This is a genomic window from Undibacterium sp. Di27W (genome assembly GCF_049340345.1).
Taxonomy (GTDB): Bacteria; Pseudomonadota; Gammaproteobacteria; order Burkholderiales; family Burkholderiaceae_D; genus Undibacterium.
This window is the reverse complement of the sequence record NZ_JBMPOS010000001.1, coordinates 137315-159512: the sequence shown is the minus strand read 5'-3', so window position 1 is coordinate 159512 and position 22198 is coordinate 137315. Positions and strand designations below refer to the sequence as shown.

The 22198-nt window shown below is 49.6% G+C and carries 20 protein-coding genes; 18 read left to right on the top strand and 2 right to left on the bottom strand.

The genetic code is table 11. The features are described 5' to 3' along the window. The first annotated feature begins 51 nt into the window (after positions 1-51). The 8 genes from ACO0LF_RS00655 to ACO0LF_RS00620 all read left to right on the top strand — a co-directional run bounded on the left by ACO0LF_RS00655 (position 52) and on the right by ACO0LF_RS00620 (position 9958). Positions 52-1782, top strand: a complete 1731-nt coding sequence (locus ACO0LF_RS00655) for a glutamine--tRNA ligase/YqeY domain fusion protein (RefSeq protein WP_423010975.1) — start codon at positions 52-54, stop codon at positions 1780-1782. 128 nt (positions 1783-1910) lie between these two features. Further along, the gene (locus ACO0LF_RS00650; protein ID WP_423010973.1) at positions 1911-2885 is read left to right on the top strand and encodes an alpha/beta hydrolase family esterase; all 975 of its coding nucleotides are present in this window, start codon (positions 1911-1913) and stop codon (positions 2883-2885) included. A gap of 106 nt (positions 2886-2991) precedes the next feature. Further along, positions 2992-5286 (top strand): tetratricopeptide repeat protein, encoded by a 2295-nt coding sequence (locus ACO0LF_RS00645; protein ID WP_423010971.1) that lies wholly within the window; start codon positions 2992-2994, stop codon positions 5284-5286. Positions 5287-5396: 110 nt separating this feature from the next. Then, positions 5397-7688: a tetratricopeptide repeat protein gene (locus ACO0LF_RS00640; protein ID WP_423010969.1), complete on the top strand. Its 2292-nt coding sequence runs from the start codon at positions 5397-5399 to the stop codon at positions 7686-7688. 67 nt (positions 7689-7755) lie between these two features. Continuing rightward, entirely contained in the window at positions 7756-8118 is a 363-nt protein-coding gene (locus ACO0LF_RS00635; RefSeq protein ID WP_423010967.1) for a YkgJ family cysteine cluster protein, read from the top strand. Positions 8119-8166: 48 nt separating this feature from the next. Further along, a complete protein-coding gene (locus ACO0LF_RS00630) occupies positions 8167-8679 on the top strand; it encodes a hypothetical protein (RefSeq protein ID WP_423010965.1) in 513 nt (170 codons plus the stop codon). After that, entirely contained in the window at positions 8676-9029 is a 354-nt protein-coding gene (locus ACO0LF_RS00625) for a TfoX/Sxy family protein (protein ID WP_423012401.1), read from the top strand. Before ACO0LF_RS00630 ends, ACO0LF_RS00625 begins: the two co-directional genes overlap by 4 nt. A gap of 68 nt (positions 9030-9097) precedes the next feature. Further along, on the top strand, positions 9098-9958 hold the full coding sequence (locus ACO0LF_RS00620) for an alpha/beta hydrolase (protein ID WP_423010963.1): 861 nt from the start codon (positions 9098-9100) through the stop codon (positions 9956-9958). Between the two features lie 29 nt (positions 9959-9987). Here ACO0LF_RS00620 and ACO0LF_RS00615 read toward each other — a convergent pair whose 3' ends face one another. Further along, positions 9988-10623 carry a glutaredoxin family protein gene (locus ACO0LF_RS00615; protein ID WP_423010961.1) on the bottom strand — a complete coding sequence of 212 codons (636 nt, stop codon included), beginning with the start codon at positions 10621-10623 and terminating at the stop codon, positions 9988-9990. A gap of 170 nt (positions 10624-10793) precedes the next feature. On the opposite strand from ACO0LF_RS00615, the gene ACO0LF_RS00610 reads away from it, so the two are divergent. From ACO0LF_RS00610 to ACO0LF_RS00570, 9 genes are all read left to right on the top strand, one after another. Then, a complete protein-coding gene (locus ACO0LF_RS00610) occupies positions 10794-11537 on the top strand; it encodes a hypothetical protein (protein ID WP_423010959.1) in 744 nt (247 codons plus the stop codon). Positions 11538-11753: 216 nt separating this feature from the next. Beyond that, positions 11754-13007 (top strand): MFS transporter, encoded by a 1254-nt coding sequence (locus ACO0LF_RS00605; protein WP_423010957.1) that lies wholly within the window; start codon positions 11754-11756, stop codon positions 13005-13007. A 363-nt stretch (positions 13008-13370) separates the two neighbouring features. Next, positions 13371-14207 (top strand): heme-binding protein, encoded by an 837-nt coding sequence (locus ACO0LF_RS00600; RefSeq protein WP_423010955.1) that lies wholly within the window; start codon positions 13371-13373, stop codon positions 14205-14207. Positions 14208-14292: 85 nt separating this feature from the next. Beyond that, a complete protein-coding gene (locus ACO0LF_RS00595; RefSeq protein WP_423010953.1) occupies positions 14293-15486 on the top strand; it encodes an FAD-dependent oxidoreductase in 1194 nt (397 codons plus the stop codon). Positions 15487-15561: 75 nt separating this feature from the next. Next, on the top strand, positions 15562-17568 hold the full coding sequence (locus ACO0LF_RS00590; RefSeq protein WP_423010951.1) for a hypothetical protein: 2007 nt from the start codon (positions 15562-15564) through the stop codon (positions 17566-17568). Between the two features lie 174 nt (positions 17569-17742). Then, positions 17743-18105 (top strand): VOC family protein, encoded by a 363-nt coding sequence (locus tag ACO0LF_RS00585; RefSeq protein ID WP_423010949.1) that lies wholly within the window; start codon positions 17743-17745, stop codon positions 18103-18105. Between the two features lie 2 nt (positions 18106-18107). Continuing rightward, positions 18108-18617: an EVE domain-containing protein gene (locus tag ACO0LF_RS00580; RefSeq protein ID WP_423010947.1), complete on the top strand. Its 510-nt coding sequence runs from the start codon at positions 18108-18110 to the stop codon at positions 18615-18617. A gap of 143 nt (positions 18618-18760) precedes the next feature. Next, on the top strand, positions 18761-19600 hold the full coding sequence (locus ACO0LF_RS00575) for a hypothetical protein (protein ID WP_423010945.1): 840 nt from the start codon (positions 18761-18763) through the stop codon (positions 19598-19600). Between the two features lie 163 nt (positions 19601-19763). Beyond that, entirely contained in the window at positions 19764-20291 is a 528-nt protein-coding gene (locus ACO0LF_RS00570; protein ID WP_423010943.1) for a hypothetical protein, read from the top strand. Between the two features lie 70 nt (positions 20292-20361). Here ACO0LF_RS00570 and ACO0LF_RS00565 read toward each other — a convergent pair whose 3' ends face one another. After that, positions 20362-20751: a nucleotide pyrophosphohydrolase gene (locus ACO0LF_RS00565; protein WP_423010941.1), complete on the bottom strand. Its 390-nt coding sequence runs from the start codon at positions 20749-20751 to the stop codon at positions 20362-20364. Positions 20752-21017: 266 nt separating this feature from the next. On the opposite strand from ACO0LF_RS00565, the gene phaP reads away from it, so the two are divergent. Further along, on the top strand, positions 21018-22010 hold the full coding sequence (gene phaP / locus ACO0LF_RS00560) for a TIGR01841 family phasin (RefSeq protein WP_423010939.1): 993 nt from the start codon (positions 21018-21020) through the stop codon (positions 22008-22010). Positions 22011-22198: the final 188 nt, after the last annotated feature.

The window sequence follows — 22198 nt, the reverse complement described above, 5'->3', positions numbered from 1 at the left end:
CATCTCCATCTTATCGACCTTGGCAAAAGGTTAACATAGCGATCATTACCCATGAGCAAAGATATCAAAAATAACGATAATGCAACACCTGCACCAGTTTCCAACTTCCTGCGCGCCATCATCGATAATGACCAGGCTGCTGGTAAATATGCCCGTGATGGCTTGCCCACGGTCATCACCCGCTTCCCGCCTGAACCAAATGGCTATCTGCACATAGGCCATGCCAAATCCATTTGCCTGAACTTTGGCCTGGCACGCGATTACGCTGGCCGTTGCCACCTGCGCTTTGATGACACCAATCCTGAGAAAGAAGATCAGGAATATGTCGATACCATCATGGACAGCGTCAAATGGCTGGGCTTTGACTGGAATAACAAGGGCGAAGAACACCTGCACTATGCCAGTGATTATTTTGAGCGCCTGTATGAAATCGCCGAATACCTGATCGGTGCAGGCCTGGCCTATGTCGACAGCCAAAGCGCTGCCGACATGGCCGCCAACCGTGGTGATTTTTCCAGGCCAGGTGTGAACTCGCCTTTCCGCGACCGTGCACCTGCAGAGTCACTGGACTTGCTGCGCCGTATGAAAGCAGGTGAATTCAAGGATGGCGAACACATCCTGCGCACCAAAATAGACATGGCCTCGCCCAATATGAATTTGCGCGACCCGGCCATCTACCGCATACGCCATGCCCACCATCACCGTACTGGTGACAACTGGTGTATTTACCCTATGTATGACTACACGCATCCGCTGTCTGATGCGATAGAAAACATTACCCATTCGATTTGCACGCTGGAATTTCAGGATCACCGCCCTTTCTATGACTGGATCATAGAACGCGCCGCTGAAGGTGGCTTCTTCAAAAAACCAGTACCGCAACAATATGAATTCGCCCGTCTGAACCTGACCTATGTCGTCACCAGCAAACGCAAGCTGCGCCAACTGGTAGAACAAAACATCGTCACCGGCTGGGACGACCCGCGCATGCCTACCATCGTCGGCATACGCCGCCGTGGCTACACGCCAGAAGCCCTGCAACTGTTCTGCGAACGTATAGGTGTGACCCGCTCTGACGGCTGGATAGACTACAGCACACTGGAAGGCTGCCTGCGCGAAGACCTGGACCCCAAAGCACCACGCGCCACCGCCGTATTGCGTCCGTTGAAGCTCATCATCGACAACTTCCCGGAAGGCGAAAACATCGCCTGCACCGCACCTATCCACCCGCACCACCCTGAGTTGGGCAACCGCGAATTCACGATAGGTAAAGAACTGTGGATAGAACAGGAAGACTTCATGGAAGAGCCCGTCAAAGGCTACTTCCGCCTCTTCCCAGGCAACAAGGTGCGTCTGCGTTATGGCTATGTGGTTGAATGCACAGGCTGCGACAAAGATGAAAACGGCAATGTCATCGCCGTCCATTGCAACTACTTTGCCGACAGCAAATCCGGCACAGAAGGCAGCGCAAACTACAAAGTCAAAGGCAATCTGCACTGGGTCAACGCCGCCGACGCACTGGAAGCTGAAGTCCGCCTGTACGACCGTTTATTCACTGATGCCAACCCGGATGCTGGCGGCAAAGACTTCATGGCCTTGCTGAACCCGAATGCGCTGGAAGTGGTACGCGCCTACGTAGAACCTGGCCTCGCAACGATCACGCCAGATACGCGTCTGCAGTTTGAGCGCCACGGTTACTTCGTCGCTGATCGTGTGGATTCTGTCGTTGGCAAACCGGTGTTTAACCGGGTGACGACTTTGAAGGATAGTTGGGCGAAATAATCGTCTTGTGAGGATTTTATCAAATGGTATTAGCTGCGTCAGCTTGCCCAAGGCGAGATAACGCAGCGTTCAAAATCGCCGTCATTGTTTTTGTTCGCCAAAATCCCTAGCAGCGAAAAACACATATTTTGCCATTCACCAAAGTCAAATTCGCCCTGCGCCAGATATTTCTGGGCCATGACCACAAGGCTGGCAAAGTCGCCAGCATAGAATCAGCCCAGCTTTCCTGTCCAGAAGGCTTGCGTCCTTACCTGATCGCCAGGCCGAGTCAGGCGTCTGCGAGCAAGCGGCCTTTGATCATTATCCTGCACGGCTCAGGTGCTTCTGCAGCCCAGGTGCTGGGCCTGGCATTTCCGCCCTCGCCCTTGTCGGCCTGGCTGGAAATTGCTGAACGTGAGCAATTATTGGTGATCGCACCAGATGGCTGCAAGCGCTTTTCGGAAAGAAGCTGGAATGATGGCTTTGCCGAGATTAAAAGCAATCCCAAAACTGATGACTGTGCATTCATCAGCGCTCTTATCGATAAGGCGGTAGAGCAAGACCATGCCGATCCGGCACGAGTATATGTCATCGGTGTATCCAAGGGCGGCATGATGGCGTTTCGCCTGGCTACAGAGATCGCCCCCAGGCTGGCGGCATTTGCGACCGTACTGGCATCAATGCCAGTAAAGAGCAACTGTGGCTTACCTCAAACGCCACTGTCAGCGCTCGTCATTGCCAGCACGGCTGATCCGCTGATACCTTATGTAGGTGGCAAGTTTTTTTATACGCCATCTTTCGCCCCGCCCATGCTCAGCATGGAAACCTCGGTTGATATCTGGCGCGAACTTGCCGGATTGGCTGGGCAGCCAGTGACGACCGAATTTCTTCATACAGACAAGAACGATCCTACCCTCAGCACTATGTACATGTGGGGATCTGACCCTGCCAAACTGCAGGTAGGTTTGCTGACAATTGCTGGCGGCGGGCATTCAGAACCCAGCCCCAGCAAGCGCTATCCACGCCTGATTACCAGCCTGGTTGGGGCACAAAGCGGTGATTTTGAGACAGCAGAAGTAGCCTGGCAGTTCTTCAAGGATAAGCGTTCAGGCTTGTCGCCCTGAATACGGGAAAATTGTCACATAGCTGTAAAAACCTGACTATACGCCACCATGCATCACCAGATTTTGCGATAATCAGCCAAATACCATATCTATTATCAAGATAAAAATGTTTGGAAAAATTCTAAGCTTGTTTCGCGCCAGGGAAGTACCTGCTTCTGCTAGCACCATCGCGCCAAAGGATGGCCCCGCAACAGAGCCAGCCGCCAGGGCTGCGACTCTAAAAGCGCAGGCAGACAATTTCTTGATGTCGGACGCAACTGCCCTGGCAGAACAATGCTACAAGGAAGCCATCGCTCTATACCCAGAATTTACCGATGCCTATATCAATCTCAGCATCGCCTTGCGTGCGCAAAAAAAGTTTGCCGATGCTGCAAGCACTCTGGACAAGGCCCTCGCCATCAATCCTGGTGATGTCTACATTTATTACAATAAAGGAGTGCTGGCGAAGGAGCAGGCAAATTATCCGGCAGCCATTGCTGAATTCTGCAAAGCCATAGAGCTTGATGGCAAGATGCTTGATGCCTATTATGACCTGGCTGACATCTACCTCAACACAGGTGACAAACTCAAAGCACATGCTCTGATGCGCACGGCAGTTGAGCAATTCCCGCAAGAAGCAGGTGTGCTGATGTTAGCCGCCAATCTGGACAGCGATAATCAGCTCTATGATAATGCGCTGGCTTTGTATAACAGAGTGCTGGCATTGCAGCCGGATAAAGTGGAAGCAATGTGGCATGTATCCTGGATATTGCAAAAACTGGGCAGGCTAAGCGAAGCTGAAGCCAGCTACAGGAAATTGCTGACCATAGCCCCGGACCTGTATGAACCCAACTACAATCTTGGGGTCATGCTTGATGCGCAATCCAGAAAAGATGAAGCAATCCCTTTTTATCTGCGCACCCTGGCAATCAAACCAGATAATGGAACGATTCATTTCAATTTAGGTAAAGCCTACGCAGATACAGGCAGACTCGAAGAAGCAGAAGCGAGTTATCGCCAAGCCATCGCCCTCCCCTCTGTCAACCAGGTTCAGGCACAGGCAAGCCTGGGTAATCTTTTGCATGAGGCAGGTCGGCCAACTGAAGCCATAGAATGCTATCGTGCTGCCACGCTAATGGATCCCAACTACTTTGACGCCTACAGCAGTGTGCTCTTCAATTTGTGTTTTGGCGATCAGTCAACACCAGAGCAATACCAGGCGGAAGTCCATCGATATCGCGATAAACTGCGCAGCTATGCACCAGCGTATGACGACTGGAAATGCCGTCCCGCAAATCAAGAAAACAGACGTTTGCGTGTAGGCCTGGTCTCTGGCGATTTTGGTTTGCATGCGGTAGGTTTTTTTCTTGAGAACATCATCAGTCAGCTCGACCTTCAGAAGCTGGAGTTGTATGCCTATTCCAATGTGGCGCGCAATGATGCGCTGACAGCACGTATCCAGCCTTTTTTCAGCAAATGGAACTCAATAGAAAATCTTGATGACCAAAGCTCAGCCAGGATGATTCATGAAGATAGGGTGGACATACTGATCGATCTCGCTGGTCACACTGCACATAACCGTTTACCTGTCTTTGCCTTCAAGCCCGCGCCATTGCAAGTGAGCTGGCTGGGTTATTTTGCGACCACAGGTGTGCCTGGCATGGATTATCTGCTGGCAGACAAGATTGCCGTTCCAGAGACACACAAGGAATATTTCACCGAGCAGATCTGGTATCTGCCATCGACCAGATTATGCCTGACACCGCCACCATCAGCAGGCTTGCAGTCCACCTATCCTTTGCCAGCACTACGCAATGGCTATGTGACTTTTGGCTGTTTTCAAAACGTCAGAAAACTGAATGATTTTACCTTGCAGTTATGGGCGAAAATATTTGCCAGTCTGCCCAATGCCAGGCTACGTTTTCAATGCTGGCAAATGGGTTCCGAACCTGCACGCAAGAAAATGCTGGACAGGTTTGCACGACATGGCATAAGCGCAGATCGCATCTGCATCCTGGGACCAGGCAGCAGGGAAGCCTACCTGGCAGCCCATGCCGAAGTGGATATGATACTCGACACCTATCCCTATGGCGGCGGCACCACCACATGCGAAGCTTTCTGGATGGGTGTACCCACCGTGACGCTTGCTGGCAACACCATGGCTTCACTGCAGGGTGTCAGTCTACTGAGCTATGCTGGCCTGGAAGACTGGATAGCAAAATCCGCGGATGACTATGTCAGACTAGCCACCAGCTATGCAAGTGATGTTGACAAGTTAGCGCAGCTGCGCACAAGTTTGCGTCAGCGCATGCTGACGAGTCCGCTGTATGATGGACAGCAATTTGCCAGAAATTTCGAGCATGCCTTGCTCGCCATGTGGGAACAATATTCGCAAACTAAGAAAACGCTATTAGCGACGTGAGCTACATGAACAACATGAATTTCATCAACGACGACCCTGTACAGATAAACTGCTGAAGAACTAAGGTACAGCGTCGAACTTGTATTTTGTTTTTGCCCTATTTAGAAATCATGTTTAAAAAAATCCTATCCCTGTTTGATAACAAGAAGACGCCAAATCCGCCAGCAGAGATTGAAAATAAAAGCGCTGCTGATCAACTTCCTGAAGAAACCGCTGAATTGCTCAAGGACAAAGGCGACAAGCTGCTGACCTCAGGCCAGTCAAGCGAGGCCATCCTATGCTATGAGGCTGCGATTAGCAAAAAGCCGGAATATGCAGATGCCTATATCAACCTGAGCATAGCCCTGCGTACCCAAAAACAATTTGCTGCAGCGCTGGCTCGTTTGGAGCAAGCAAGGAAAATCTCACCAGATGATGCCTATATTTTTTTCAATATGGGCATGCTTGCCAATGAAAATGGTGACAGACAAGCAGCTATCAAACATTTTGAAAAAACGCTGGAGCTCGCCCCTGATCTGAGCGATGCCTACCTTGATCTCGCGGTCACTCATCTGGGCAATGCTGATCTTGAGGCTGCGCGCAAGGTATTGATCAAGGCGGCAATGCGATTCCCGCAGTATGTAGATTTTCATCTCATGCTGGGTAATATCTACAAACAGCAACACCAATGGGACCTGGCTATTGCCAGTTACAAGCGAACCACGCTACTCAAGCCAGATTGTGCCGAGGCACATGGTAATCTGGCCTGGATACTGCAAGAGCAAGATCAAAGCGTCGCTGCCGAAATCAGTTATCGAGAATTGCTTAAACTGGAACCCGGACGCCATGAAGCACACTATAACCTGGGGAATGTACTTTCCCGCTTAGGCAAGTTTGAGGATGCACTGGCCAGTTATCAAAAAACCCTGGCTATCGATGCCGAATATATGCCTGCCCACCATAATATGGGCAATGTCTTGCGTGACGTCGGACGCCAGCAAGAAGCAGAACTCAGCTTTCGCAAAGTCATTGCCAGCAATTCCCCCCATGTCACAGGTGCCTATATAGGGCTGGGTGATGTATTGCGCAATACAGGCAAGATGAGCGAAGCCCTGGGTGCCTATAGGTCAGCAATACAATCCGACCCGGCTTATTTCGACGCTCATGACTGCGTGCTGTTTAACCTGAGCTTTGGTAATCATTGTTCGGCAGATGAATACAAGTCAGAGCTCATGCAATTCCATGAAAAGCTGCGGGCAAGTGCCAGCCCTTACAGCAGCTGGAATACGCGCAATAAAGCTGATGCAAAAAGGAAGTTACGGGTAGGTCTGGTTTCTGGTGACCTGGGCATCCATCCTGTCGGTTATTTTCTGGAAAATGTCATACGCCATATCAATCCAGATTTAGTGGACTTTGTTGCCTACTCAAACAAAACTCACAATGATGCGCTGGCAGCACACCTGAAACAACATTGCAGTGCCTGGCATAATATTGAAGCTGTTGGCAATGAAGCAGCAGCAAAAATGATCTATGAGGATGAAATCGACATCCTGATCGACCTGGCCGGACATACTGCATTAAACCGCTTGCCAGTATTCGCCTGGAAACCAGCCCCTGTACAAGTAAGCTGGCTAGGGTATTTTGGCAGCACTGGTGTGCCGGGGATGGATTATTTGTTAACGGACAGAATATCCGTACCTGAACAGCACGAAGAATACTTCTCGGAAAAGATCTGGTATTTGCCAGAAACCAGGCTATGTTTTTCCCCGCCTACCAGCAATACTGCAGATGTAGACTTGGCCAGCTTGATGCCAGTGCAAAAAAATGGCCACATCACTTTTGGCTGCTTTCAAAGCGTCTATAAAATCAATGACTACACGCTGCAACTATGGGGCAGGATATTTCAGCAAATTCCTGGTGCGAAATTGCGCTTCCAGTGCAAGCAATTTGCCTCTGCAGATGCCTGCACACAAATGCTGGAAAGAATCGCCCAGCATGGCATCACGGCAGAGCGTGTGAGTTTATCGGGCCCTTCGTCGCGACTGGCTTATCTGGCAGCCCATGCAGAAGTTGACATCATTCTGGATACCTACCCCTACGCTGGCGGCACGACCACTTGCGAAGCCTTATGGATGGGCGTACCCACTGTCACGCTGGCTGGTCACACCATGTCGTCCCGCCAGGGTGCCAGCCTGCTCAGTTATGCTGGCCTGGATGACTGGATAGCCAGCGATGAAGATGGATATGTAGCACTCGCCGTCAAGCATGCAGAAGATGTTCAATATCTGCAGCAACTGCGCTCAGAACTGAGAGAAAAGCTTTTGCGCAGCTCACTGTTTGATGGAAAAAGATTTGCCAGGAATCTGGAAATTGAATTGCAAAAAATGTGGACAGTATTTATTGCAAACCATATGCAGCAATAGTAAATATTTACCCCAGCCCGCACCTTGCTCGCCAACCGGAAGCCACCGCTGTTTATGGAAAGACTGCATGCTGATAAACCAGAACAAGCAAGACCCCTGTCTTGATTGTGGCGCTTGCTGCGCCAGTTACAGAGTATCGTTTTATTGGGCAGAGGCAGATAGTCTGGACATACCAGACGCCATGGTAGAAAAACTGACACCACTGCATGCTTGCCTGAAAGGCACTAATCAGGCGCTTCCCCATTGTCAGGCATTGAGTGGTGAAGTTGGCAAAGCGGTCAAATGTAATATGTATGTCAACAGGCCCTCTCCTTGCAGGGAATTACAAGTGGGTGATGACAAGTGTCTGCGAGCCAGGGCCAGGTATGGATTACCTGAATTACCTGGCTTGTCGGATGAATCGCCAGTTCTCGCATGCGAAGACACCTAGCTCACTTAGGTGTAGGATGCAGCCTGAAGAAATAAACAGGGAATAACTTTGAGCAACGATACTGATTTTACTAACGAAGACAATAGCCCTCAAAATGAGGATACCACCGTCCGAGAGCCCCGTTTATGGCGCGACAAAGGCTGGACAGCGCAAGTCATCAAGAATGAAGATGATGAAGGCTGGGCCGTCGCCATGATCAAGGATGGCGAACCTGAGCCTGCCCTGGTTGGCCCATGGACCATGGGGCGCGATAAAAAAAATCCCAAGCCACTCGATGCCAATGCCTTTGGTACTCTGGTCAAAACAGCTTCGGAAGTGATACGCCGCCACGAACAGCAATTGCATGCAACGCTGCATAAGAGCCTGATGGTGGCCACCGATGAAGCGGATTACAAAATCCTGCTCGACATCGTCCCGGATGAAGATGATCCCTATGCATGGCTGAGTGCGCAAGATGCTGGCAATAATGAGCTGGCCAAGGTCAGAGTTGCTCCAAATTACAAATTAAACCAGCAAAATGCCAGAGCCTGGATAGCTGATGAGTTTCGTCGCCCGGAATAAGACAAGATGGCATCTCAAGCAAGTTTGTCGCATTTATACTTGACCAGTTAAGCACCTGCGAAGGACTGGTCCCCAAGAAAATGTTTGGTGAATATGCGCTCTATCTGCACGAGAAAATGTTTGCCTTAATTTGCGATGACCAATTGTTTATCAAGCCCACTACTGCCAGCCGCGCTTTTCTTGAACAAATAGGCCCACTCTGTGAAGCGCCGCCTTATCCCCAAGCCAAAGTCTGGTTTTTAATTGAATCAGACTTGTTGGAAGACCGTGAGCAATTGGCAGCACTGGCGCAATGCACCGCAGCTTCTTTGCCGATACCCGTGAAAAAGATAAAAAAAGCAAAAGCCTGAACTTGAAATATTGTTCAGACTTGGGGATACTTGCGTCTTTAGCATTTTTTGCCAAAGTTAACATCTCTATGAAAAAGCGCTTTCTTGCCTTGCTCTTGTCTGCCCTCTGCACATTGTCGCTGGCGGCTGAAACAACATCAACACCATTGACACCATTGACCATCGGTTCCAGCCTGAGCTTGCATTCTCAAGCCCTGGGTGAAGAGCGCACTATCAATATCATTTTGCCCGAGGGCTATACAACAGAGACCGCCAGTAAATATCCCGTCATTTACTTGCTCGATGGTGCGGTCGATGAGGATTTGATACACATGGCAGGTGCGGTGCAATTTTCCAGTTTTTCCTGGGTCAATCGCCTGCCAGCGTCCATCCTCGTTGGCATTGCGAACACAGACCGGCGTCGTGATATGACTTTCAAGGCGGCAGACAATTTTAGTTTGCCAGCTTCCATGAAAACCTATAGCGCCGCCTTCAAGAATGCTGGTGGATCAGCAAAGTTCATGGAATTCCTGGAAAAGGAATTGCAACCCTATATAGAAAAAAATTACAGGAGCAATGGCGATAAAACCCTGGTCGGGCAATCACTGGCGGGCTTGCTGGCGACTGAAGTTTTGCTGAAAAAACCGGCGCTCTTCAATAACTACATCATCATGAGTCCCAGCCTGTGGTGGGACAATGAGTCATTACTGAAGCAGGCACCAGCACTCTTGAAAAATCTCCCATCCCAGCCTATGAAGGTGTATCTGGCAGTCGGTAAAGAGGGGTCGCAAATGGAGGGCGATGCGCGCGCTCTGTCACGAGCCATCACACAGAGTAAAGCTAAAAACCTGAGCTACCATTTTGAATTTCTTCCAGGGGAAGACCATGGCAGCATCTTGCATGGCGCAGCCATGCATGCCTTCCAGCTCTTTTATGAAAAAAAGAAATGATCAAAGCATACAAATCATACAAATCATAATTAGCGTGCCATGACATCCTTGACATCACTGATGGAAGTACCGTGCACCCTGGTATACCCGTACCAGGTAGCTGGATAGCCAGGTATCTCCATGACTCTGGTCATTTGATTGAATTCACCACTTTTTTCTACGTCGATATCAACGAAAGCGATCTGGTTATCTTTAAAGTCGGCGCGCAACTGCGCGCAGTGTGGGCACCAGTCTGTGCCGTACAAAGCAACCTGAGGTTTGCCACTTGCATCAAAATGTTTGCTGAAGTAAGTGCGTTCTGCCTGGTTAAGATATTGCTGACCAAAATTCTGGCCCAGTGCAGCAATCATTTCCCACTTGGAGTTACTCAGGACTTTGTTATTGCCGATGAGGGTGACAGGTAATTGCCCATTGCTATATTTTTTCCATAGCCGGGTATTGCTATCATTTTCATCGTCCAGTACCACCTGGTTTTCCTGGAAAGGCACAGCACGTTCACGCAAAAATCTTGCGGCTGACTGGCAGGGCTCTCCACACTGCGGGGCAGTGAATAACACAACTAACGGTTTCCCTGACTTATCAAAAGATATTTCGTTTTGTGCATGGGATTTCTTCCAATACCAGCCAGCACCAACGATCAACAATAAAATGAGCAAATTTCGCATGCGATACTTTCCAAAAAATCATAGAGCCAGACATTATTGACGACACCATACCGCACCCATCCATGTTTGTCGTCTATACCTAAGTATGTTGTTTACCGTCTGGCGAGAGCGCTATCATCTTGCGTCCCAAGCATGCACTAGTCTTGAAATTATACAAACCGGCATCAGATATGAGCTCAATTAGCTATGTCACCGGAGAAAAGATGGCGTTTGACCCACTCAATCTGAAACAGGCGTCGGCTGAATTTGAAGGGGGCTTGAACCGTGTCATTGATGAACGGGTCGGCCCTTTGATAGATCGGTCCATCCACCATATCAGCAGTGAATTGACCGAGGTCATACGCCAGGCTGGTGCACAAATGGACAGGAATATCGCCCTGTTGTCGGATGAAATCCATAGTCAGCGCAGCATGACCAAGGATGATATCAAAGAGCTCATCGATTATTCTACGACTCAGATAGGCGCGGCCATCGACCAGCGCATACTCGCCATCAAGCATGAGACTTCTACCCTGATCAATGAAAAAGTGGACTTGCTGAAGTGTGAGCTGGAAGATGCCGCCATCACCAGTCGCAAGAGCATGTATGCCAACGTCGCTATTTCCATCGTTGCCGCAGTGATGATGGCCATCATAGGACTGGTCTACAAAAAAATATCCCTGGGTGAAGTGGATATGTTGAATGTGTTCAGGGTCTCTCTTCTATCCTGCGCAACCTTTACTTTTGTCTTGTCCATACTCAAGTTTACCCAACGCTGGCGCAGTATGAAACGGGTAAAAAAAGGCGTAGCAACAGTCGCCATCGGTTATATGGGCATATTACGGCCGAATGGTGCTACTGGCTTGTTCTTGCTCAGCCTATGCTTGCTGGCAGCATGGGCATGGCTGTACCTGGGGAAAGTCTGGCCATTTTAAGACCCTGCCGTCCATCATATTTCGGCCCGGCAACAGACTTGGTCAATTAGGCGTACAATTTAAAACATATGCGCTGCGCACATATGGATCAGCTTTTTATGGTGAACTTTTCTTGTGAGCGAACATCACAACATAAAAGCTTCACCTGGCCTCATGGCTACTTCCTGCAGCGAAGCTTTGTTTTCCAGCGCCCTGGCTGCGCTTACGCCCTGACCTATGCAAACCAAGAAATTCAATCCTGTCTACAATTCTTATCTGATTTACATAGGTGTCGCCATCGCATCTGGTGGCGTTGCCTTATATACACCGATTATTGTCTCTGAAACGGGCCAGGCCTTCTCCGGTTTTTGGGCAGCATCGATCTTGTTCGGCTTGAATCTGGGGCGAGTACTGGGCTCCTATATGGGAACCAAACTACCCCGCCTGGCAAATCATCCTTTGGCAGTGACTGGCAATATCCTGCTGGAAGGCATAGCCCTGTATTTCATGGCTTATCTGCAACAAGCCTGGGCTCTGGCCTTGTTTGCCCTGTTGGCAGGTTTGGGGAGTGGCCTGTCTTTCCCCGGCTTGAAAAACTATTTGTTGAAATTGAAGGAATTGGACCAGACCTCTTTATTCAGCAAGCTGGCATTTGCCATTCGTATGGGCCTGGTAGGTGGTTACCTGACAGCCAGTTTTGTGCCGCATGACCAGTTAAAGCTGGTGTTTTTGATCGTCTTTATTACCTTCATTGTGTATGGTTTATTCATGCTGATCGCCATGCGTGCCATTACTGAGCATGAGCAACAAGGATGGGAGCAAGAGCAAGCAGCCCTGGCAGATCAAGGGTCACCAGCAATCTCAACCGTGAGCACAGAAACCGACAAGGCTATACAACTGCCGCTGATGTTTTATTTGTCCAACTCGGTGTTCTGGTGTTTTGCCGTGCAACCCATGATAGGCTTCAGCTTGCATATCCCCAAGTTTACGCCTGAAATTCCAGTGTCCACCCCATTCTGGCTGGCGGCCCTGGTCATCATTTTCTTCCAGATCCCCATTTCCAAGCGCGCCGTGCGTACCCTGGATCATTTCCGCTTCCTGAAGATAGGCTATGCCTGCCTGTTTCTGAGCTTCGCTATCATGGTGGTGTTTACCCATAGTGCTGCCGCAGTCATCATATCTGCCATCCTGCTCTCATTCGGCCAGGTGTTTTATGGTCCTTCGCTGGACGTACTGGTCGCCCGTTTTGCCAATAAGTCGGCGGCCGATACCGGCAGGCTGATGTCGCAACAAATGTTTTATCAAAGCATGGGCACCATGGTAGGCAGTCTGGCGGGCGGTGTCTTGTTCGACCTGGCGCAAAGCATGAAAATGCCAGGACTCAACTGGTTCATGCTGGCCCTGGCAAGTCTGGCCATGATGGTGCTCAGCAAGAAAAAAATCCCTGCACTTTACTATAACGCCGGTCAAAGAATACCCGGCAACAACTAAACCAGGCTGCTTCCGGAAGCTGCTCAGGCTTCTGGATTATTCCCCCGCTAAACGCTCCCCGCACCAGGAAATGCTCGCATGCCTTTCCCATCCTGAATTTCATCTGCGCAACTTTCATCTGCACAACGACAGCAGACACGCCACAATTTTTAACAAAAGCACAATTAAATTAATAGAAAATTAGCTTTAAAATTGCTTTTTTTAATATATTATTGGTTAACTATTTTATTCTTTAGGCATTAACAATCGCCCGGACAAAACTGCTTTCATGGACGGGTTTAACTGCTTCTGCATTTGCTTCGTACCTTCAGATTTATTCCCTCAGCACAACTCATGTTGCACAAACTTTGAAGGATTTTGAAAATGACACTCTATGCACCCAGGCGCGCTGCGGCCCCAGGCAATTTAGATTCATCCCCTCTAGGTCATCTGGCTGAACTTGAAGGAAGCTGGTCGGGGCGTGGTTTTAATTTGATAGCTGTCCCCAATAAACAGCACAATGCAGCGTTTCGCCTGATGCTGAATACGACTGTTGAACGAATACAGTTCTCAGCCATCGGTGGGGTAGTGCCTAACCGGGGCTCAGTGCAAAACGACATTGGTATTTTCGGCCTGACTTACCTGCAACAAGTCAATGATGCACCTACCATGGAAGGCTTGCATATAGAGCCAGGTCTATGGTTGAACGTGCCAGCCACCACAAATCCCCCAGGCGGCCCCAGTATCGTCAGGCAATCAACGATTCCGCATGGTGACTCCTTATTGGCGCAGGGAACGGGCTTTAAAGTTCCTGGTGGACCACAAATTGCCCCCGTCAGCGCCAAACCTACTGGCCCTGGCATGGCACATGCACCCTTAGGATACCTGGACCCTTATCTGCATTCCAATCTGCCACCAGGCATGAAGCAGAGCTATGTCGCCAATATGAATGAGGCTTTGACGGATGCCATACAGGGACAAAAGATTGTCAATACCACGGTACTGACTGTGACATCGATACCTATAGGTGGCATAGTCAATATTCCCTTCCTGACTGCCAACGCCAATCCGACCAGGCTGGATGCCATCTTTTGGATAGAAACTGTAGAACGTCCTGACGGCACCCAGTTCATGCAGTTGCAATACACCCAGACTGTGATCCTGAATTTTCTGGACATAGACTGGCCACATATTTCTGTCGGCACCATGATCCGTACCTGAATATCCTCGCTGACATTTTCATGCCCGGCCATCTGGCTGGGCAGCTTCTCTCTCCACCACAACTGCAACACTTAAAGGCAATCAAATGGACAATGAAAATCATTTTGATGTTGTCGTCATCGGTGGAGGCCCCATGGGCTTGTCCACGGCTTATCACTTGAGTAAAAGAAAAGCCAGGACCCTGGTACTCGAGCAATTTACTTTCATCAATCAACTGGGCAGTTCTGCAGGCGTTTCGCGCCAGTTCCGTATTCCTTATCCAGACGAATACATGGTGAAACTGGTCAAGCAATCGATACCCTACTGGGACGAGTTGCAGAGCCTGACCCCTGTGCCCTTGATGGATAAAGTCGGCACTCTGTGGTTTGGTGACCCCGATGTGCATTCAACCGAAGGCAATATCAGGCAAGCTGAACTTGCCCTACAGGCTCAGGATGTCGCTTACAGCAAAGTCAGCGCTGCTGAACTTGAGAGCAAGTATCATTTCAAAGACTTGCCTTCCACTTATACCGGTTTGTTCCAGCCCCAGGGAACCAGCATAGATTTAAAAGCGACCCAGCAAACCCTGTATAACTGGAACCGCAAATCCAGCTTTGTGAGCTTGAAAGAAGAAGCACCGGTTACAAAAATTGAGTATCGCCAGCAGCAATTTGAAATCACCACACCTATAGGCAATTTCACAGCAAGAAAACTGGTGCTGGTACCTGGCCCCTATGCAGATGCAGTATTCAAATTACTCAAGTTCCAGGTCGCCGCAACTTACTGGAATATGGCCTCCGCCTTTTATAAAAAAACAGATCCGCGCATACAGTATCCAACCTGGTTTGTATTTCAGAATCCCGTTGGCAATAATGGCAACCAGTTTTATGGTTTTCCTGAAGTCAGCTGGAATTATCCTGGCTATATCCGTGTAGCATCCGACTTTGTCATCTCGCCACTGAACTCGCCAGAACAACGCACGCTGGTCCCCAATCCAGAAGAACTGGGCTATACCGCTGCCTGGGTCAAAAACCATATGCGTGGACTGGACCCGGTGCCGCACTACACCTCAACCTGCCTGGTCGCTTTGAGCAAGATCGCCAATAAAGAATTGATCGTTGACTTTGCGCCACCCTATGTGCCAGGGCATAAGGACATCGTCATCTATGCCACGGGCTGGGCAGGTAAGTTTGTCCCTTTGCTGGGAAAAATCCTGGCAGACCTGAGCCTGGACGGACACACCCCTTATGATATTTCGCACTTCGCAACCGGTATTAAATATTTCACGCAGCTGAAGTAACTCAGTCGTAGCTCAGTCCTGAACACGTCGCAATACCTTCATGCAATTCAAACCCAACCTTGAGTGAGAAAGATCATGACAAGCAAAACTTATTCTATCTTCGGAGCAGGGGCAGCCGGGCTATACACCGCCTGGCGTTTGCTCAGTGGTAAAAGTAAGGACAAAAACAAATTGCTGGAAAAGGGCGATACCCTGGAACTGTATGACTGGGGGCAATATGATTTCAGCAAAGATGACAATGGCTCACGTGCGCCTGGCGCCCGTGTCTGCACCTGGCATTACCAGAATGACCCCGGCAAATCCTATGTAGAACTGGGTGGCATGCGTTATTCAGAATGGGATACCAAGGCAAAACATCATAATGATGGCAAGGCGCCTGGCCATAGATTGGTGACCACGGTCATACATCAATTGGGGCTGGACAAATACGTTGTCCCTTTCAATGAATCAGATAATCCACTGTACTATTTACGCGGCAAGAATTTTTACCTGAATGATGTTACTTCATTTAATCCTGCTCCCTATAATGTCAATAATTTTGGTGCTAGCACTTCACCGAATCAGGGCTTTACTACGGTAGAAAACCTGGCAGTGACTGCCACCACAGGACCGCAAACCCGCAAGGAATGGGATCATTTTTACCAGCATGGAAAAATCACGGCAGAATTACCCTCCTCTTCCATCTTCCAGAAAGGCGACAAACTCAAAGACATAGGTTACTGGAACCTGATGTTTGATCAACTGGGATCTGAAGGCTATAACTATGCAGCTGATGGCAATGGTTACACCTCGAACGTCATTAACTGGAATGCCGCGGTGGCTTTCCAGGCCAATAATGAATTCACTCCCGGCAATGAATACATGACCCTGACCACAGGTTATTCAGGCATGTTCAAAGCCCTGTTTGCCGCCATCACCGATCTGGCCCGTGACAAGGGAGTGCACTTCAATTACCAGCCTAACCGTCGCCTGCATTCGATACTGGAAATCGACAATGTCATTCATTACGGCATTGCCAATCGAGATGATCCCAATAAAAAATCCAGTAGCGGCAAGACAGATGCGGCCTGGCTGGCCATGCCGCGCTATGCACTGGAACTGGTTGCTCAGGCGACTCGCTACGAAAACCATCCTGGCCTGGATGTGCTGAATTACCAGAAAGTACAGTTATATATGGAAGCCAGCATCATGCAGCCTTCCTACAAGATAGGCATGTTCTTCAAAGAACCCTGGTGGCTGAATCAAGCGAGCTATGCGCCGCAACTCAGCAGCTATGAAGTCACTAAAAAAGTCATTGCCCAACTGGCAGAACAGGGATTCCCTGCCAGTTACCTGGACAAACTCAGCCAGCCTGCAAGCACAGGCCAGCAAGAGATCATGAATACACCGTATTCCAGTGCCACCAGCTTGCTACAGGCCGTTGAGCAACGCCTGCAGGAAAGGCTGACCGTGCCACAGGAAGGCCAACTCCTGACGACTTCCAGCCGTAATACCATAGGCCCCAGCGTAACCGACAATCCCGTTCGCATGGTCGTCTATTTTGGTAATAACGCACTCGATCAAAGCACAGAACCTGTCTACGGCTTGCTGGCTGCCTATGATGACGAAGCCTTTACGACTTTCTGGCAAGAACTGGAACTAGGCCCTGAACAGCAAAGACATGTACCTTTGTCTGAAAATACCGAGCCCCTGAAAGGCCCACGCAAAGTGCCAGACCGCATGCTGAAGATGCTGCGCAAGCAACTGGCCAATATCCATTTCGGCCCGAATGCAGATTTCAGTGCCGTACCTGAACCGCTGGACGCCGCTTATATAGACTGGTCACTGCCGCCCTTCAATGCCGGTTACCATGCCTGGGCAGCGCACTATGACATCGGCGATGTGCAGCAAAAAATCCGTAAACCTTCGCAATTGATACCTGGGGCTGACGTGAATATCTTCATCGTCGGTGAAGCCTATTCCAATGACCAGGCCTGGGTAGAAGGTGCCTACTGCACGGCAGAGTCAGTATTGAATGACTTCTTTGGTGTCGAACCCTTGATAGATAATCGCGAATACCCCTTCATTTGCGCAGCTAAATAAGCCCGTATCGTCCTGCCTGCCCATGAGTGACATCCGCCAGATGTCGCTCATGGGCCCAATTTAACTTCCTCGTTAAAAACACTGCTGACAGAAACTGACACTCGCCAACTATAAGATTGCCTGGCCTTGAGCAAATATCTCAATGTCCCTAACAACTTATAGAGGAAGACCATCATGTTTGATCCAAATTTTGTACTCTTGTATGTCAGCAGCCCGGAAGCCAGCGCAAAGTTCTACGCGGAGTTACTGGGCCATGCCCCCATAGAAGCATCCCCTACTTTTGCCATGTTCAAACTTGAGTCCGGCGTCATGCTGGGTCTGTGGGCCAAACACACAGTAGAACCCACTGCCACACCTGTGGGTGGCGGCGAACTGGCCTTTGCCGTTGGCGACAATGCCACGGTAGACAATACCTATGACAAATGGTCTACCCGTGGTTTGACCATAGCGCAAACCCCATGCAAGCTGGATTTTGGTTACACCTTTGTCGCCCAGGATCCCGATGGCCATCGCCTGCGCGTTTTTGCACCTGCCTGATCATGGCTGCCCAACAGTCCCATAACTGGATCGCTGTTGCCTCTGCCGACCACGTACAGCGTGGTCAGGCAGATGGCTACATGCAAGTCTGCCATGGCAAAGCTGCCCCCTTACGCCGCCTGCAGGCGGGCGACCGGGTGGTGTATTACTCGCCCAGCCAGATATTTGGCAGCAAGATCAAATTACAGGCATTCACCGCCATCGGCCTTGTTAAACCGCGTGATGCCTACCAGGCCGACATGGGTGATGGCTTTCATCCTTACCGGCGTGATGTAGTGTGGACGCCAGCCAGGCAAGCCTGCATACTGCCGCTATTGCAAACCCTGGAGTTTTCTGCCAATGTGAAAAATTGGGGTTATCAATTCCGCTACGGCCTGTTTGCCATCAGTGAGCATGATATGCGCTGCATCGCCGCAGCCATGGGGGCAGAGGCCAGTTTATTCGATGCTGGTGAAAGCTTCGCCTTGCCACATCCTGAAACAAATTTACAACTCAGTCTGGATATAAACTGAGACTGTCGATGAGCTGGGACGGATCAGGCGCTACAATGTCGCCTGACATCACCCTGACATTGAGAGCCAGCTTGCAAGGACCATTTCAACCCCACTCCCCCCATCGTCTCGTTCGCCAGTTGCTAAGCTGCGCGGCGACAGCAATGCTAGTTTTGCTGCTGGCAGGCTGCTCCCTTAAGGGCGAAGAAAAGTCCCTGAGCCTGACTGACTGGCTCAGAGTACGTCACGTCACAGCCACTGGCGACCAATCTGCACCTGTTACTGCAAGAGATCCGGGGCGGCTCCAGTACGCTCTGCGCAAGCCTCAAAAATGGGGCTTCATTGCCTATGATGACTGGGTGGATCTGGATTACGATAAGCTCAACGTGCTGGACGACAAAAAAATCCTGGTAGCCAGAAGCCTGAAGTATGCAAAAGCCCGATATGGCAAAAATCTCAAGCCAGCGGACCTGCAAGTCAGGTTAATGACGCCGGACGGAGAACAGGAAATCAATATCTGCGCCTCTGCCGATTTGATCAATGGCCCAGCCAATACCAATTTGATAGATTGCGTAGACAGTAGCGACGCCAGGAAATTGACCATCAAACGCATGGACTTTCAAGGCAAACTGCTGCAAACCCTCAGCATGGCAGCCAATGAATGGGAAGACTTGAGCACGCAAAAGAACATTGCCTACTATGATGAACAACAGCAAGCCTATATCCTGGAAATTGGCAAAGGCAATACCTACTGTCGCCTGGTCATGCCCGCTAAGGAAAAAAGCCTGAGCTTCGTTTTGGAGCTCAAGGACGGCAACAAGAAATGCGATGATCTGGCAGCCTGGGTAAGCCTTACCCAGAAAAAATTAAGCCCGGCACATGCATTTGAAGATTTGGGGAAAAACAGTCCGATCTGGAAAAAACTTGAGAGCGACTATCCAGGATGGACAGAAATCAGAGCCAGTATCACCAACAATATGAAGGAAGCCTTGCCTGCCAAATAAGCGCTTGAAGGAGACAGCATTTAGTCACCAGCATTGATCGATGACCACACTTGTTATAATTAAACAGCCCTGGGATAGAAACGACGGGGCCAGATTTTACTGATCAGTTTGAAAACCAGCGGCCAGCACAGAATATGCAAGCAGCAAACCACGATTGCAACACATGATAGTCAGAAGCTTAATGGTCATTTGTGCCATCATCTCGATTTATTTTGGCATAGAGAATGTGCAAAAACTCCAGGCAATGCGGGTACCTGTCAGCGAATTTGAACAGCTCGACGGCAACCTCGTCCTGATGGTCCATGATGTAGACAATAATCCCGGCTATGTCGTCAATGGTAGTTTCAACAAGCAGTTGTTGCAGCTGACCTATAGCTACAATCTGAATGGCGTTGAAAGAACCACTGACACCATCTCCCCCATCTGTACCCGCTGCGAAGCCAAGCATGTGCTGAGGATGACGGGTTTAAAACCGGACGAACTGGTGCCAGGTGTGGCGCTCAAGGTGTATGTATCTTCAACTGATCCAAACAAAGCCTACCTCGCCCTACCCACCCCAGGCGAACAACAGGCACAAATGTGGACTGTGTTCTTATGGCTGATCTTTGCGCCTGGCATGTGTATGCTGTTTTACAAACTCGAAGGCAGCGGCAAGAAACCGGATGATGGCAGCGAGCAATCAAAGGGATAATTTAACAACAGTTTTTACAACAAATTTGGCAGCGACTATTTTGCTGCCTCGAAAATAGTCTGCTGTAGATTTAATCCTTCTTGTCGTCTGCTGCATACGCACTGTATTTCCTGGCATCGCCCTTGACTTGCAGGGCTGGATATTTGAGTCCATTCAAGACTATCTTTTCCATGCTGGCGGCAAACAAATCCACATCCAGGGCATCTGCCAGCATGACCAGGTAATTCAACACATCGGCCATTTCATGACGGATGGCTGTTCTGGCCTGCTCATCCAACTCTTCTGCCTTGCCAGTTGGCAGCCACTGAAATATCTCCAACAACTCTGCAGCCTCGACCGTGAGTGCGCTCGCCAGGTTTTTAGGGGTATGAAATTGCGCCCAATCGCGCTCGGCAACAAATTCACGTAAGCGACGACGGATTTCAGTATATTGATCGACGGCGGGAGTAGCTTGCTGCATGATGGCTCTGCAAAGAAATAAAGAAAGCGCAGATTGTAAGCGAGCGCGCAGCGATGATAGAAAAACTTTGTAAGCTAAATTTACAAGCGCATTTACAAACGTATTTGCAAACGCATTTGCAAACGTATTTACAAACATATATTGCAATGCAAAAATAATGCTTACAAATTAAGCAGTGAAGCGATAGAATGCAGAATAGTAAAATAATGCTGCATTGCGCCAAATTTAAGACTTACCACTTCATTTCATCCACTCTGGAGAGTTTCATGTCTTTGCTTACTGAACAATTATCATCTGCTGCCCAGAATCAATTAGCGACACAAATTTCGGTGTTCCAGGCCTGGTCACAAACCGCCTTTGGTGGATTGGAAAAACTGATCGCCCTGAACTTCAATACGGCCAAACAATCCCTGGAAAATGCCAATAGCGTGACCCGTGAATTGTTCGCCGTCAAACAAGCGCAAGAGTTGCTGGATGTAAGCCGCGCCCAAGGCCAGCCACAACTGGAGAAACTCTTGTCCTACGGTCGTGAATTGGTCAGCATCAGCAGAGATACCAGAGCAGAATTGTGGCACATCGTCAGCACACCAGGACTGTCAGCCACGACAGCAACAACTCCTACAGTCACGGCCAAGACCATTGCCCCTGAAGTTCCAGCCCCTTCTGCGCCCGTGAGCAAACCAGCTACAAAAAAACCAGCAAGTGCCAAACCTATTGCAGCAACCAAGCAATTGACGCTGCTGGCAGAACCAGAAGCTAAACCAGTAAAAACAGTAAGCAAACCCAAACCGGCAGCGAAACTTGCAGACAAGGCCCCAGTCAAAACGGCAACCCAGCCAGCAGCCAAGGCTCAGGTCGCCAAGCAAGTGGAAGTGAAGCCAGCACCAGCCAAATCAGCAAATCAAAAAATCCAGTCCAGCAGCAATATTGCGGCAGATGAAGTAAAACCAGTTTCCCCGATTGCAACGGCTAACGTAGCAGCCGTAACAACGCCAGCGTCAACTGTTATAGCTACAGAAAAAAATCCAGAAAAGAAAACCGTGTCTACCAAAAAAACCGCCGCAAAAACCGTCAGCAAAGCCAGCCCGGCCAGCAGTGAACCATCAGCAACTGAAGAGAAAAAGTCAGCTGTAAAATTCCCTTTCCCGGCTGTATCCAGTCTCAAGAAAGCCCCGGCTTTCCCAGCCAATGGTGGCAAGCCAGCTTACAAGGCAAAATCCAGCGCCGCCACAGGTGCCAAGAAGCCAGTACGCCAATAATTGAGCAGGCCACAAAAAAGCCGCAGCATGCTAGCCATGCTGCGGCTTTTTGACGTCTGAACCCGGTTCTAAGGCTTGCATCCATCCTACCCCGATCAAACCAGAGAATGTATCTATAAAGCAAATATTTCCTCGATTTCCTGAGGAATTTGGCATCTATCTCATTGCATCGCTTAGAATGAATTAAA

Coding starts and splice junctions, on each gene's coding strand:
- ACO0LF_RS00595 (WP_423010953.1), top strand. CDS start 14,293: ATGGACAATGAAAATCATTTTGATGTTGTCGTCATCGGTGGAGGCCCC.
- ACO0LF_RS00575 (WP_423010945.1), top strand. CDS start 18,761: ATGCTAGTTTTGCTGCTGGCAGGCTGCTCCCTTAAGGGCGAAGAAAAG.
- ACO0LF_RS00610 (WP_423010959.1), top strand. CDS start 10,794: ATGAGCTCAATTAGCTATGTCACCGGAGAAAAGATGGCGTTTGACCCA.
- ACO0LF_RS00580 (WP_423010947.1), top strand. CDS start 18,108: ATGGCTGCCCAACAGTCCCATAACTGGATCGCTGTTGCCTCTGCCGAC.
- ACO0LF_RS00585 (WP_423010949.1), top strand. CDS start 17,743: ATGTTTGATCCAAATTTTGTACTCTTGTATGTCAGCAGCCCGGAAGCC.
- ACO0LF_RS00620 (WP_423010963.1), top strand. CDS start 9,098: ATGAAAAAGCGCTTTCTTGCCTTGCTCTTGTCTGCCCTCTGCACATTG.
- ACO0LF_RS00570 (WP_423010943.1), top strand. CDS start 19,764: ATGATAGTCAGAAGCTTAATGGTCATTTGTGCCATCATCTCGATTTAT.
- ACO0LF_RS00635 (WP_423010967.1), top strand. CDS start 7,756: ATGCTGATAAACCAGAACAAGCAAGACCCCTGTCTTGATTGTGGCGCT.
- phaP (WP_423010939.1), top strand. CDS start 21,018: ATGTCTTTGCTTACTGAACAATTATCATCTGCTGCCCAGAATCAATTA.
- ACO0LF_RS00640 (WP_423010969.1), top strand. CDS start 5,397: ATGTTTAAAAAAATCCTATCCCTGTTTGATAACAAGAAGACGCCAAAT.
- ACO0LF_RS00615 (WP_423010961.1), bottom strand. CDS start 10,623: ATGCGAAATTTGCTCATTTTATTGTTGATCGTTGGTGCTGGCTGGTAT.
- ACO0LF_RS00645 (WP_423010971.1), top strand. CDS start 2,992: ATGTTTGGAAAAATTCTAAGCTTGTTTCGCGCCAGGGAAGTACCTGCT.
- ACO0LF_RS00605 (WP_423010957.1), top strand. CDS start 11,754: ATGCAAACCAAGAAATTCAATCCTGTCTACAATTCTTATCTGATTTAC.
- ACO0LF_RS00565 (WP_423010941.1), bottom strand. CDS start 20,751: ATGCAGCAAGCTACTCCCGCCGTCGATCAATATACTGAAATCCGTCGT.
- ACO0LF_RS00655 (WP_423010975.1), top strand. CDS start 52: ATGAGCAAAGATATCAAAAATAACGATAATGCAACACCTGCACCAGTT.
- ACO0LF_RS00600 (WP_423010955.1), top strand. CDS start 13,371: ATGACACTCTATGCACCCAGGCGCGCTGCGGCCCCAGGCAATTTAGAT.
- ACO0LF_RS00590 (WP_423010951.1), top strand. CDS start 15,562: ATGACAAGCAAAACTTATTCTATCTTCGGAGCAGGGGCAGCCGGGCTA.